Origin of the sequence: Bradyrhizobium genosp. A, assembly GCF_049949275.1 — a bacterium.
Lineage (GTDB): Bacteria > Pseudomonadota > Alphaproteobacteria > Rhizobiales > Xanthobacteraceae > Bradyrhizobium.
In genome coordinates this window covers 520,596-533,759 of the sequence record NZ_CP188196.1, presented here as the reverse complement: position 1 = coordinate 533,759, position 13,164 = coordinate 520,596, and the positions used below count along the sequence as shown (strand labels likewise).

12 protein-coding genes and 1 tRNA gene are annotated in these 13,164 nt (G+C 63.9%); 9 read left to right on the top strand and 4 right to left on the bottom strand.

Annotated elements, in window-relative coordinates:
• Positions 1 to 212: 212 nt before the first annotated feature.
• A tRNA-Ser gene (locus tag ACP2YP_RS02460) sits at positions 213 to 302 on the bottom strand.
• 616 nt (positions 303 to 918) lie between these two features.
• On the bottom strand, positions 919 to 2,070 hold the full coding sequence (locus ACP2YP_RS02455; RefSeq protein WP_426422061.1) for an ROK family protein: 1,152 nt from the start codon (positions 2,068 to 2,070) through the stop codon (positions 919 to 921).
• Positions 2,071 to 2,414: 344 nt separating this feature from the next.
• Here ACP2YP_RS02455 and rplU point away from each other — a divergent pair, with 344 nt between their 5' ends.
• From rplU to ACP2YP_RS02440, 3 genes are all read left to right on the top strand, one after another.
• Complete coding sequence (rplU, locus tag ACP2YP_RS02450) at positions 2,415 to 2,804, top strand: 50S ribosomal protein L21 (RefSeq protein ID WP_426422060.1); 390 nt, start codon at positions 2,415 to 2,417, stop codon at positions 2,802 to 2,804.
• A gap of 97 nt (positions 2,805 to 2,901) precedes the next feature.
• The gene (gene rpmA, locus ACP2YP_RS02445; protein WP_128962840.1) at positions 2,902 to 3,171 is read left to right on the top strand and encodes a 50S ribosomal protein L27; all 270 of its coding nucleotides are present in this window, start codon (positions 2,902 to 2,904) and stop codon (positions 3,169 to 3,171) included.
• 155 nt (positions 3,172 to 3,326) lie between these two features.
• On the top strand, positions 3,327 to 3,920 hold the full coding sequence (locus ACP2YP_RS02440) for a GNAT family N-acetyltransferase (protein ID WP_426422059.1): 594 nt from the start codon (positions 3,327 to 3,329) through the stop codon (positions 3,918 to 3,920).
• A gap of 74 nt (positions 3,921 to 3,994) precedes the next feature.
• Here ACP2YP_RS02440 and ACP2YP_RS02435 read toward each other — a convergent pair whose 3' ends face one another.
• Positions 3,995 to 4,909, bottom strand: a complete 915-nt coding sequence (locus ACP2YP_RS02435; RefSeq protein WP_426422058.1) for a DMT family transporter — start codon at positions 4,907 to 4,909, stop codon at positions 3,995 to 3,997.
• Positions 4,910 to 5,029: 120 nt separating this feature from the next.
• Here ACP2YP_RS02435 and ACP2YP_RS02430 point away from each other — a divergent pair, with 120 nt between their 5' ends.
• From ACP2YP_RS02430 to ACP2YP_RS02420, 3 genes are all read left to right on the top strand, one after another.
• Complete coding sequence (locus ACP2YP_RS02430) at positions 5,030 to 5,509, top strand: MaoC family dehydratase (RefSeq protein ID WP_426422057.1); 480 nt, start codon at positions 5,030 to 5,032, stop codon at positions 5,507 to 5,509.
• A gap of 103 nt (positions 5,510 to 5,612) precedes the next feature.
• Positions 5,613 to 6,653 carry a GTPase ObgE gene (gene obgE / locus ACP2YP_RS02425; RefSeq protein WP_426422056.1) on the top strand — a complete coding sequence of 347 codons (1,041 nt, stop codon included), beginning with the start codon at positions 5,613 to 5,615 and terminating at the stop codon, positions 6,651 to 6,653.
• A gap of 216 nt (positions 6,654 to 6,869) precedes the next feature.
• Positions 6,870 to 8,504 carry an alkaline phosphatase family protein gene (locus ACP2YP_RS02420; RefSeq protein WP_426422055.1) on the top strand — a complete coding sequence of 545 codons (1,635 nt, stop codon included), beginning with the start codon at positions 6,870 to 6,872 and terminating at the stop codon, positions 8,502 to 8,504.
• A 133-nt stretch (positions 8,505 to 8,637) separates the two neighbouring features.
• Here the strand turns inward: ACP2YP_RS02420 and ACP2YP_RS02415 are convergent, their stop codons facing one another.
• Positions 8,638 to 9,603, bottom strand: coding sequence for a Bug family tripartite tricarboxylate transporter substrate binding protein (locus ACP2YP_RS02415; protein WP_426422054.1), 966 nt, complete (start codon positions 9,601 to 9,603; stop codon positions 8,638 to 8,640).
• Positions 9,604 to 9,792: 189 nt separating this feature from the next.
• Between ACP2YP_RS02415 and proB the strand changes: the two genes are divergently transcribed.
• The 3 genes from proB (at position 9,793) to ACP2YP_RS02400 (ending at position 13,013) form a co-directional block, all read left to right on the top strand.
• Entirely contained in the window at positions 9,793 to 10,914 is a 1,122-nt protein-coding gene (gene proB, locus ACP2YP_RS02410; RefSeq protein ID WP_426422053.1) for a glutamate 5-kinase, read from the top strand.
• A gap of 135 nt (positions 10,915 to 11,049) precedes the next feature.
• Positions 11,050 to 12,345 (top strand): glutamate-5-semialdehyde dehydrogenase, encoded by a 1,296-nt coding sequence (locus ACP2YP_RS02405; protein WP_426422052.1) that lies wholly within the window; start codon positions 11,050 to 11,052, stop codon positions 12,343 to 12,345.
• 23 nt (positions 12,346 to 12,368) lie between these two features.
• Positions 12,369 to 13,013, top strand: coding sequence for a nicotinate-nucleotide adenylyltransferase (locus ACP2YP_RS02400; protein WP_426422051.1), 645 nt, complete (start codon positions 12,369 to 12,371; stop codon positions 13,011 to 13,013).
• Positions 13,014 to 13,164 lie beyond the last annotated feature (151 nt).

Here is a 13,164-nt window from a genome sequence, read left to right as displayed (position 1 = left end):
CTGCCCTGTCACCGCGGCCTCCAACCAACAGCCGCAGCTACGCGGGCCGTGCGGTTCGATTGGGGAGGATTCGATGCTGATTCCACTTTGACTGGCGTCTCAATGATGGCAATTTGGGTCACCCCGGTGCTACACCGTGGTGCTCCACCGTCATTTTCCGGCGGTTCGAGAAACGCCTGATTTCAAAGGACTTCTGCGCTGTCGAAAATCGGTGGCGGAGAGGGAGGGATTCGAACCCCCGATAGGCTTGCACCTATGCCGCATTTCGAGTGCGGTGCATTCAACCACTCTGCCACCTCTCCTGAAGGCGCCATAGTAGGAGCAGGGCCCCTGTGGTTGGGGGCGTTAATAGGCGAGGATGGCGGGCCAGACAAGGCGCGAAAGGGGAAAATCCGCTGCCTCTTTTGGCTGGAGCTGAATCCGGACAAGATTGAAGTCGAATCGGGCTTGGTCAACGGCAGGGCTCGCTGCGTTCCCTCCGCCCTTGTGGGGGAGGGCAATCGCGTATGGAAGCGGCTTCCCTGCGGCCATCCTTCGAGACGCCCGCCTTTGGCGGGCCCTCAGGATGAGGACGGTGTACGCAGCAGCAGTTTCAGCAGGCAAAGGTGCCGCTTAGCCTCATCCTGAGGAGACCGCGGAGCGGTCGTCTCGAAGGACGAGGCGTGCGCTCAGGCCGTTTGCCCACAACGGGGGAAGGGAACGCAGCTCCATCGGGGCGCGGGTCCAGGCTCATCTCAGCATGTTTTAAGAGAACGGGGTGGGACCGCCAGACGCGGTAAAAACTGGCGGTCCCGTGCCGCTCATCGAAATGCCGGCCAGGAAGGGCGGCTTCGCAGGCCTGCGTGAGGCGACGATTCGACCCTAGCGTGCAGGCGCTGCGCCGCAACGCAATCCGTCCCTTAACCTAACCAGTCAAGGTTACTCCTTGTCGGCCTTGCTGCTTTCCTTATTGTTTTCCTTGGTCTTTTTCTTCCCGTTCTCCGTAGAGTCACGGTCCTTGCCGTTACCCTCCTTGCGCCGGTTGGTGAAGCGGGCATTGCCGAGGCCGGTGCCGATGGTGAGCACGCCCCAGCGCTCGACATGCTGCATGAACGGCACCTCGGAGAGGCCCTGAACCAGGCCATCATTGTGCATCAGAACCGCGGTGTCGTGCTGGCCGATCTGCGGGATGCCCTCGATCAAACTCGCCGGCAGGTTGAATTTGCTGCTCTCCCAATTGCCCGGCAGGTTCTGGGCGCCCTTCTCGATCGAACCGTCCTCGTTGATCACGCCGGGACAGGCAATGCCGATGAAAGGCGCCAGCTTGAAGCCTCCGGTCTCGGCTTCCTCGATCAGTCCCTTCAGCATTTTGATGAGACGCTTCACCGCGCCCTCGCGCGTCGGCTCGTCGTCGGCGTGACGCCACAGCTCGGACTTCACGACCCGTGCGTTCGACAGGTCCTTGGCCTTCTTCCAGCCCGTCTCCACCAGGCCGCAGCGGATGTTGGTGCCGCCGATATCGACCGCGAGGATGCTGTCATAGGCCTCGAAAATCCACGACGGCGCCAGATGCAGCGTGCCGAGCAGGCCGGCTTCATCGGGGTGATGCCGGATCGGCACCATGTCGATCTTGAAGTCCTCGGATTTCAGGATGATCTCGGTGCGCGCGATCGCAAGCTCGCCGAGCCGGGAATCGCGAAAGCCGCCGCCGACCACGATGCGCTCGGTCTTGGCCCAGGCCTTGGTCTTGAGGAAGCGGCGGGTGACATAGGCGAGCTCCTGCGCGAACTCCTCGATGGCGCTGTGCACCACCGCGGAGGCCTCGGTGTCGTCGCCGACCAGGATGGCATCGAGCGTCTTCTTGCTGATGTTTTCCGAGGGCTCCTCGCCGAACGGGTCCTGGCCGGTTTTGTGCAGCGGCTTGCGCCAGCGGTCGAGAATCTCGCGAAACGCGCCCTTGCTGGCGCGGTCGCCGAGAAAACCCTCGTCGTCCTTGATCTCGATGTTGAAGCTGTCGACATCGACCGACGGCAGCCGGCTCGCCCCGTGCTGGGCGATGCCCGTCGTCTTGACCAGTTCGTCGGTTGCCATGGAAAGCCCTTGCCCGAATGCCAATTTGCCGGGACAACGGCGGGGGAACCCGTTGGTTGCTGTGCAGGGCGAGATTGCATGTCGAGATTCATGGTCAGCTTGGAAATGGCCCAAATCCTTCTAATCCGGGCCTTTTCGCCCGCTTTTCCTTGACTCTGAGCCGCCGGCGGCTATAAGTCCCACAACCGGCGCGGGTCGTTTCTCGCGCCGCTTGTTTTTGCGTGGTTTTTCAAAGGGATAGTTCCCGCCCGCACAAAACTCGCATAAACCCATAGCGACTGACAAAAAGCCGGCCCCGACGATCTTCGTCGCGAGGCCGGGATTGAACACGAAGGAAAACAACGATGTTCGCAGTCATCAAAACCGGCGGCCGGCAGTACCGCGTCGTTCCGGATGATGTTCTGGAAGTAGGCAAGATCGAAGGCGAAGTCGGCACGATCGTGCAGCTGAGCGAAGTCCTGGTGGTCGGCGGTGATACGCCGGTGCTGGGTCTGCCCACGGTTGCCGGCGCATCCGTCGCCGTCGAGGTGCTCGACCACAAGCGCGGACCGAAGGTCATCGCGTTCAAGAAGCGCCGCCGCAAGAATTCGCGCCGCAAGCGCGGCTACCGCGACGAGATCACAGTCGTGCGCGTCAGCGAGATCCTGACGGACAACGCCAAGCCCACCAAGGGCCCGCGTCCGAAGCGGGAAAAGGTCGCAAAGGAAGCGACCACGGAAGCCGACGCAGCATAAATCGATCACGCCAATTCACGAATTGATGCGTGAGACGTTTTGAAATGATTCCGTCAAGGAATTGACCTAGACATACGCAGGATTTCGGAGACGAGCCATGGCTCACAAAAAAGCAGGCGGTTCATCGCGCAACGGACGCGATTCAAAGGGTAAGCGCCTTGGCGTCAAGGTGTTCGGCGGGGAGCACGTGATTCCCGGCAACATCATTGCACGTCAGCGCGGCACCACCTGGCATCCCGGCCTTAATGTCGGCATGGGCACGGACCACACTCTGTTCGCCAAGATCGAGGGTCGTGTTGAATTCCAGGCCAAAGCCAACGGACGCACCTTCGTAGCGGTGCTCCCGCTCGCAGAGGCTGCTGAATAGACGGTGGACCAAATTGGAGTCCGCCGGGTCCTTGACCGAACCGGCGGAGTCCCAGAGATCATAGAGATCGAAGGCTCCAGGGGAGGCAGGGAAACCGGCCTCCCCTTTCGTTTGACGAGCTCACTTTTGACTTAGTGACTTTGACGGAGCCGGACATGTTGCAGGATTTCTCGAGCGTGACCTTGCGGGAGGCGAGACCCAGCGTCGTCGCCACCGAACGGCTGACCTTGCGGCGGCCGACACTCGCCGACGTCAGGACCATCGCCCGCCTCGCCAACGACCGCCGCGTCGCGGAAAACACCCGCCGCCTCCCCCATCCCTATTCGCAGGACGACGCCGTCGAATTCATCCGCGCCACCGCCGCGCTCGGCAGCGAGACCGTGTTCCTGATCGAGTACGACACGACGCCCGTCGGCATGGTCGGCATCGACTGCTCCACGCCCGACAATGCCGAGCTCGGCTACTGGCTCGGCGTCGAGCATTGGGGCCAGGGCTTTGCCACCGAGGCCGCGCGCGGCGCGATCGACTTCTTCTTCGAGGAGTTCGAGGACGATCATCTCTATGCGGGCGCGCGCGTCACCAATCCGGCCTCGCGCAAGGTGCTGGAGAAGTGCGGCTTCCAGTGGAGCGGCGTGCAGCTGCACCGCTTCCTGGCGCTGGGCTCCTCCACGCCGGTCGACTGCTTCCGTCTCTCGCGCGGGGTATGGTCGTCGTTGAAGAGCTGGAGCAGTGCGCGGCGGATGAGGTAGGGCGCGAGGCGCGGCTATATTCTCCGCTGTCGTCCCGGGCTCGCGCTGCGCGCGCCCCGGGACGACACTGTGCATCACGCCGGTGGATTGACCTCTTCGCTGGCGCGGCCGAGATCGCGCTCTCGCAAGTAAATGTAGAACCCTGCGCCGATGATGATCGCGGCGCCGACAATCGTGGCCATCGACGGCACATCGCCAAACACTGCGAAGCCGAAGATCACGGCCCAGACGATCATTGAATATTGGTAGGGCACCACCACGCTCGCCGGCGCAAGCTTGAGCGACCGGTTGACGCAGAACAGCGCCGTCACGGAGATACATCCGGCCAGCGCGAAGAACACGAGGCTGCTAGGGGTCGGCGGCACCCAGTGGAACGCGGACAGCAGCGCGCCCAGCGAAAACGTGCCGATGAATTGCGAGGACGCCATCACGATATCGGGCGTCTTGCGCAGGCTGCGGGTGATCAGCATCAGGGTTGCGAAGGAGAGGCTGCCGCCGAGCGCGATCAGCGCCGGCAGGCTCACCGTCTGCGCCGACGGCCGCAGCGCGATCAGCACGCCGCAGAAGCCGATCAGGATCGCCGTCCACCGCCGCCAGCCGACCTTCTCGCCCAGAAAGATCGCCGACATCGCGGTGACGAAGATGGGACCTGCGAGATAATAGGTGATGACGTCGGCGAGCGGCAGATAGACGGTCGCGAGGAAGAAGGCGGCGACCTCCAGCGTCGACAGCACGACGCGAAACAGCTGCAAACCCGGCCGCTCCAGATGCAGGAACTGATGACGCTGCCGCCAGATCATCGGCGACAGCAGCAGCAGCGCCGCGCAGGCGCGCAGGAACAAGAGCTGCCCCACCGAATACGTCCCGACCAGGAACTTGCCCATGGCGTCGCCGAACGAGAACATGAAGATCGACAGCACCATGAGGGCGATCCCGGCCAGCCGTGCCGAGCGGTCGTCATAAGCGGAGAGATTTTTGAACAAGGGCATTGGCGTCGTTTTAATGAAGCAGACGCGCGCGACAAGCCCGTGGCAGCCGAATTGAACGGATTGTCGCACTCTTCGCGCCGCGGTAGCGATAAGCACCTCACCGATGAAAGAGCTTAAGTCATGACCGACTTCGACCCGGCCCAGCACCGCATGATCACCGCGCAACGCTGGTTTGAGGATTTCGTGGTCGGCGAACGTTTCGTGTTGCCGAGTCGCACCCAGACGTCAGCGGTGTTCGCGGCGTTCCAGACCGCGAGCGGCGACACCCATCCGGTGCATTATGACGTGGAATATTGTCGCAGCCGCGGCATGCCGCATCTGCTCGCCCACGGCTTTCAGACGCTGATCCACACCGCGCCCGGCGCGGGCCTGTTTCCGTTCATGGTCGAGGAGTCCCTGGTCGGCTTTCTCGAGCAGTCGAGCCGGTTCCTCAAGCCGGTCTTCGCCGACGACACGATCTATCCCGCGCTCGAGGTCACCGAGCTCGTGCCGGGACGCACGACAGGTGCGGTGACGCTCAAAAGCACCGTGTTCAACCAACGCAAGGAGCTGGTGCTGGAAGGCATGCAAAAATTCCTGATCCGGCGACGCCCCCTCTGAAGTCGTCTTGCTGGTTAAGCAAGGGGCCAAAATCGCGGAAATTCGGCCGATTTACGGATAAGTCCGGGTTGCCGCGGGGGACCGGCTGGCCTACCTATGGCCGATGAAATTCCTCGACGAAGCAAAGGTCTATATCCGCTCCGGTGACGGCGGGAACGGCTGCGTGGCGTTCCGCCGCGAGAAGTTCATCGAATTCGGCGGCCCGTCCGGCGGCAATGGCGGCCGCGGCGGCAATGTCATCCTCGAGGTCGCCGACGGCCTCAACACGCTGATCGACTACCGCTACCAGCAGCATTTCAAGGCCCAGAAGGGCGAGAACGGTTCTGGCTCGGATCGCCATGGCGCCAACGGCAAGAACATCGTGCTGAAGGTCCCTGTGGGCACGCAGATCTTCGACGAAGATCGCGAGACCCTGATCCATGACTTCACCAATGTCGGCGAAAAATTCGTGCTGGCCGAGGGCGGCAATGGCGGCTTCGGCAACGCGCATTTCAAGACCTCGACCAATCGCGCGCCGCGCAACGCCAATCCCGGCCAGCCCGGCGAAGAGCGCTGGATCTGGCTGCGGCTGAAACTGATCGCGGATGCCGGTCTCGTCGGCATGCCCAATGCCGGCAAGTCGACCTTCCTCAGCAAGGTCAGCGCGGCGCGGCCGAAGATCGCGGACTATCCCTTCACCACGCTGCATCCGCAGCTCGGCGTCGTGAACGCCGACGGCCGCGAATTCGTGCTCGCCGACATTCCCGGTCTGATCGAAGGTGCGCATGAAGGCACCGGCCTCGGCGACCGCTTCCTCGGCCATGTCGAGCGCTGCCGCGTGCTGCTGCACCTGATCGACGCGACCTGCGAACACGCCGGCAAGGCCTACAAGACCGTGCGCACGGAGCTCGACGCCTATGGCGGCCTGCTCACCGACAAGATCGAGATCGTCGCGCTCAACAAGATCGACGCGGTCGAGCCGGACGCGCTGAAGAAGCAGAAGGACCGGTTGAAGCGTGCGGCCAAGAAGACGCCGCTGCTGCTCTCCGGCATCACCGGTGAGGGCGTCAAGGAAGCGTTGCGCGCGCTCGTGGATGTGATCGGCGAGGCCCCGGTCTCGGCCAAGGCCAAGAGTGCGGCCGAAGCGGAGCCGTGGTCGGCCTGAGCAATCCTGCTTACAGACCCTCATGGTGAGGAGCGCGGAACGCGCGTCTCGAACCATGAAGGCCCGGCTCTCGCCCGCGGCCATCCTTCGAGACGCCCGCTACGCGGGCTCCTCAGGATGAGGTCGGTGGTTGTGACGTAGTCTAATTAGGCACTGACTTGTCTTCGCTAGCGCGATAGCGCAGCATCAAAAATCAAGAAAATGCAGGGGCGAAGCATGGCGCGCGCGAAGAACGTTCTCTGGATCATGTGCGACCAGCTTCGCTATGATTATCTCGGCTGCACCGGCCATCCCACCTTGAAGACACCGAACATCGACGCCATAGCCAGGCGTGGCGTGCTGTTCTCGAAAGCCTACGTGCAGTCGCCGATCTGCGGCCCGTCGCGGATGTCGTTCTACACCGGACGCTACATGCGCTCGCACGGCTCGCACTGGAACGGCTGGCCGCTCCGTGTCGGCGAGCCGACCCTCGGCGATCACCTCAACAAAATCGGCGTGCGCAACGTGCTGGTCGGCAAGACCCACATGGCGCCCGACCTCGAAGGCATGAAGGCGCTCGGCATCCCGCCGGAATCGATGATCGGCGTGCATGTCGCCGAATGCGGCTTCGAGCCCTATGAGCGCGACGACGGCCTGCACCCGACGGGGCGGCCACGCCCGAAATACGATGAATATCTGCGCCAGCAGGGTTTTGAAGCGACCAATCCCTGGGAGCACTGGGCGAATTCAGGCGCAGCCGAGGATGGCTCGTTGCAGAACGGCTGGCTGCTGGTGCATGCCGACAAGGCGGCGCGCGTGCCGGACGAGCATTCCGAGACGCCCTACATGACGCGCCGCGCGATGGACTTCATCAGCGAGGCCGAGACCGACGGCCGGCCGTGGTGCCTGCATCTGTCCTACATCAAGCCGCACTGGCCCTACATCGCGCCAGCGCCGTACGCGAGCATGTATTCGACCGATGACATGATCCCGGTGATCCGCTCCGAGCGGGAGCGGCAGAATCCGCATCCGGTATTCGGCGCCTATATGGACATGCGCTACTCCCGCAACATGGCGCGCGACGATGCCCGCGAGAAGGTGATCCCGACCTATATGGGCCTGATCACCCAGATCGACGACCAGATGGGCGTACTGATGAAGTTCCTGGAGGAACGCGATCTGCTGGAAACGACGATGATCGTGTTTACCTCCGATCACGGCGATTATCTCGGCGACCATTGGATGGGCGAGAAGGATCTGTTCCACGAGCAATCGGCAAAGATCCCGCTGATCATCATCGATCCCTCCACCGAAGCCGACGCGACGCGCGGCACGCGCAGCGATGCGCTGGTCGAAGGCATCGATCTCGCGCCGACCTTCGTCGATTATTTCGGCGGCAAGGTGCCGGGCCACATCCTCGAAGGGCGCTCGCTGCTGCCGCTGCTCCGCGGTCCCACGCCGGTGGATTGGCGCAAGGTGGCGTTCTCCGAATACGACTATTCCATGCAGGACGTCCGGCTGAAGCTGAATCAGCCGATCGAGCGCTGCCGCCTGTTCATGGTGTTCGACGGCCGCTGGAAATACATCCACGCCTCCGGCTTCCGCCCGATGCTGTACGATCTCGAAACCGATCCGGACGAGTTCTTGGATCGCGGCGACGATCCCGAATGCGCCGGCATCATCGCGCGGTTGCAGGCCGAGCTGTTCGACTGGGCGCTGCATCCGAACGACCACATCACCACGCCGCGCGAGAAGATCGCGAACTATGCCGACAACCAGCTCCAGGTGAGGGGCGGGATTCTGATCGGCATCTGGGATGAGGCCGAGCTCGCGGCGATCAAGGACGGCATCGCCCAGCGCGGAAAACTCTAAGACCCTCATGGTGAGGAGGCGCGAAGCGCCGTCTCGAACCATGCAGGCCCGGCTCTCGCATCTCGGCCTGCATCCTTCGAGACGCGCGCAAGAGCGCGCTCCTCAGGATGAGGGGATGGAGCGGAGCGCGAGCTCAATTTTCGATCTTATACCCCGTCGCTTTCACGATCGGCTGCCAAAACGCAGTGTTCGCTGCGAGCTCCTTGGTCAGTCCATCCGCGCTGCTGCCGACCGGAATCAGTCCGATCGCGGTGAGCTTCTCCTTCACCTCGGGCTTGGCCAGTGCCGCGCTCGCGGCGGCGCCGAGCTTGCTCGCAAACTCCGGCGGACTGCCGGCGGGAAGCCACATGCCGTACCAGGCGTCCGCAACGAGATCGATGCCGCTCTCCTTCAGCGTCGGAACGTCAGGCGCAAAGGGCGAACGTTCTGCGCTCGCGACTGCGATGATCTTCACACCCTTGGCGCGATGCTGCGGCAGCGCATCGGCCAATGTGGTGATACCGAACGAGATGTGGCCGCCGACGAGATCGTTGAGCATCGGCGCACTGCCGCGATAGGGCACGCGCGTGAGCGGAATGCCAACATCCTTTTCGAGCTTGGAGCCCATGAAGTGCGGAATGGTGCCGTTGCTCGGCACACCAAACGACGTCTTGTCGGGGTGCGCTTTCAGCCATGCGACGAACGCCTTGAAGTCAGCGGCATCGACCGCCGGACCGATCACGAGCGCGAACTCGAACCGCGCCAGCAGCGACATCGGCATGAAATCCTTCGCCGTGTCGAAGCTTGGCGTCGTCTCCACCATCGGCAGCAGGTACATGGTCGGCCCCGTCGTCACCAGCACCATGCTGCCGTCGGGGCTCGCGCCCTTCACCGATTTGATGCCGATCAGACCGTCGCCGCCGGTGCGGTTCTCGACCACGATGGTCCGTTGCAGCACCGGCGCGATCTCCTGTGCGATCAGCCGGCACAACGTGTCGCCGCCCGCCCCCGCAGCGAACGGAAAAATGATTTTGCTCAGCCCGGCCTGCGCTTGCGTCCCACCTGCCTGCGCCAACAGCGGCAGACCGAGACATCCGGCGATGAAGTTGCGGCGGTCCATTCGTTTCCTCTTTCAGCCCCTTATCGTTGGCGGCCATTAGAGCCAGCCGGGCACGCGACACAAGGCCGACATTGGTGGCGTTTACCATTCTGGCTGCCTTGCGCCGGCCATCGTCCTGCTGCAAAAGCAGGCCCTACCGGCGCCGCCTGTCGCTCCGCCGTTTCCAGAAAAACTCGCCTTGTAGTGCCCATGGCCAGCCCCGAACTCAGTCAATTCCGCCGCATCGTCGTCAAGGTCGGCTCCGCGCTGTTGGTCGATTCCGACAGGGGCGAGGTGCGGGCGTCCTGGCTCGCCGCGCTCGCCGACGACATGGCCAAGCTGCACAAAGAGGGCCGCGATGTCCTCGTCGTCTCCTCCGGCTCGATCGCGCTCGGCCGCAGCCGCCTCAAGCTGCCGCGCGGGCCGCTGAAGCTGGAGGAGAGCCAGGCCGCCGCCGCCGTCGGCCAGATCGCGCTGGCGCGGATCTGGTCGGAGGTGCTTGGCGCGCACGGCATCGGCGCCGGGCAGATTTTGGTGACGCTCCAGGACACCGAGGAGCGCCGCCGCTATCTCAACGCCCGCTCCACTATCGGCAAGCTGCTGGAATGGCGTGCCATTCCCGTGATCAACGAGAACGACACGGTCGCGACCAACGAAATCCGTTACGGCGACAATGACCGTCTCGCCGCGCGCGTCGCCACCATGGCGAGCGCTGACCTTCTGGTGCTGTTATCCGACATCGACGGGCTCTACGACGCGCCGCCGAAGAACAATCCGAACGCCAGGCTCATTCCAGTCGTCGACAGCATCTCCTCCGAAATCGAGGCGGTGGCGGGGGACGCCGAGTCCGAGTTGTCGCGCGGCGGCATGCGCACCAAGGTCGAGGCGGCCAAGATTGCCACCACCGGCGGCACGCATATGCTGATCGCGTCCGGCAAGATCGAGCATCCCCTCCAGGCGATTGCGAATGGCAGCCGCTGTACCTGGTTCCTGACGCCCGCCAATCCCATCACGTCGCGAAAACGCTGGATCGCGGGCACGCTGGAGCCAAAGGGGACGCTGATCATCGACGCCGGCGCGGTGACGGCGCTGCGCGCCGGTGCCAGCCTGCTGCCGGCCGGCGTGATCAAGGTCGAGGGCCAGTTCGCCCGCGGCGACGCCGTCATCGTCCGCGGCCCCGACACCAGCGAGGTCGGCCGCGGGCTGATCGCCTATGACGCCGAGGTCGCCGAACGGATCAAGGGCCGCTCGTCCCCGGACGTGATGTCCATCCTCGGCATCAGCGGGAGATCCGAGATGATCCACCGCGACGATCTCGTGGTGGGCGGGTAAGGGCCGCTGCGGTCCTTTTACTGGGCCAATGACCCAGCCGGCCCGCCGCCGGGAGACCAGCCATACCCTCCCCGCGCTTCGCAAAAGCGGGATTTCCGTGCTAGGACACTGCCTTAGCAAAAGGTTGAACTCCCCATGGCCGCCCCCCTCAAAGCCGTCGACGGCAATGCCGATCTCCAGGCCCTGATGTCCGATCTCGCCACCCGTGCTCGCGCCGCCGCGCGCGTGCTGGCGCTGGCGCCGCCGGAGCAGAAGAACCGGGCGCTGGAAGCCATGGAGCGGGCGATCCGAGAGCATGCTGCAGCGATCCTCGCCGCCAATGCCGAGGACGTCGCCGATGCCCGCGCCTCCGGCAATGCCACGTCCTCCTTCATCGACCGCCTGACGCTGACGCCGGCGCGTGTCGAAGGCATGGCCGAAGGCATCGCCGTCGTGCGCGGGATCGCCGATCCCGTCGGCATCGTCACCGAGAGCTGGCAGCGGCCAAACGGCATGACCATCGAGCGCGTGCGCGTGCCGCTCGGCGTCGTCGGCGTGATTTTTGAGAGCCGGCCCAATGTCGCGGCGGATGCCGGCGTGCTCTGTTTGAAGTCAGGCAATGCCGTGATCCTGCGCGGCGGCTCCGACAGTTTCCGCTCCTGCCGCGCCATCCATGAATGCCTGGTGCAGGGCCTGCGCGAAGCCGGATTGCCCGAAGCCGCGATCACGTTGGTGCCGACGCGCGACCGCGCGGCGGTCGGCATGATGCTGTCCGGCCTCAACGGCGCCATCGACGTGATCGTGCCGCGCGGCGGCAAGAGCCTCGTCGCCCGCGTCGAGCAGGAAGCGCGCGTGCCGGTGTTCGCGCATCTCGAAGGCGTCAATCACGTTTACATCGATGGCAGCGCCGATCTCGCCATGGCGAAGTCGATCGTCCTCAATGCCAAGATGCGCCGCACCGGCGTCTGCGGCGCGGCCGAAACGCTGCTGGTCGATCGCGCCGCTGCTGCGAAGAGCCTGAAGCCGCTGGTCGAGATGCTGATCGAGGCCGGCTGCGAGGTGCGCGGTGACGACGCCGTGCAGAAGACCGACGCGCGCGTCAAGCCTGCCAGCCAAGACGATTGGGATACCGAATATCTCGACGCGATCATCGCGGCGAAGGTGGTCGACGGCGTCGACGGCGCGATCGCGCATATCCAGAACCACGGCTCGCACCACACCGATGCGATCGTGAGCGAGAACGACGTGGCTGCGAAGAAATTCCTGAGCGAAGTCGATTCCGCGATCGTGCTGCACAACGCCTCGACGCAGTTCGCCGATGGCGGCGAGTTCGGCTTCGGCGCCGAGATCGGCATCGCCACCGGCCGCTTCCATGCCCGTGGTCCTGTTGGTGCCGAGCAGTTGACGAGCTTTAAATATCGCGTTCACGGCACAGGGCAGACGCGGCCGTAAGGCATGGCGCGAGGCGTGGGGCATTGAGTAACAATTTCGTCGCGCCACGTTTCTTCGCGCAGGCCATACCGCCCTACACCGAAGGCATGCGCATCGGCCTGCTCGGCGGCTCGTTCAATCCGCCGCACCAGGCCCATCGCGCGATCAGCCAGTTCGCGCTGAAGCGCCTTCAGCTCGATCGCGTGTGGTGGCTGGTGACTCCGGGCAATCCGCTGAAGGAGAACGGCACGCTGCATGAGCTTGGCGAGCGCATGCAGGCCGCGCGCGACGTCGCCAACGATTCCAGGATCGAGGTGAGCTGTCTCGAATCCGTCATTCGTACCCGCTATACTGTCGACACGATCAACACCTTGCGCCGCCGTCTCAGTGGCTTGCGCTTTGTCTGGATTATGGGCGCCGACAACCTCGCTCAATTCCATCGTTGGCAGCACTGGCGGCGCATCGCCGACCTGGTGCCGATTGCGGTCATCGATCGCCCTCCGCAAAGTTTTCGTGCCCTTGCCTCACCCGCTGCCCAGGCGCTTGCGCGCTATCGCCTTCCCGAGAATAAGGCAGCTTTGCTCGCGGATCAGCCGGCGCCGGCCTGGGTCTTCCTGACCGGATTGAAGCTCAACCTCTCCTCGACCGGGTTACGGAACCCGGACGGGAGCTGGAAAGGTACGAATTGAGACAGAGTGTGCGGATTGAGGGGCTCTCTGGCATATTGAAACCCTTAACCCCACATGATGTAGTGTAACCCGTGAGGGGCGGATTCGGTCCTCGCGATACAGTGAAAGGAATGGTCCCTGGCCACGTCTGTATTGTCCAAGTCAGCTTCAC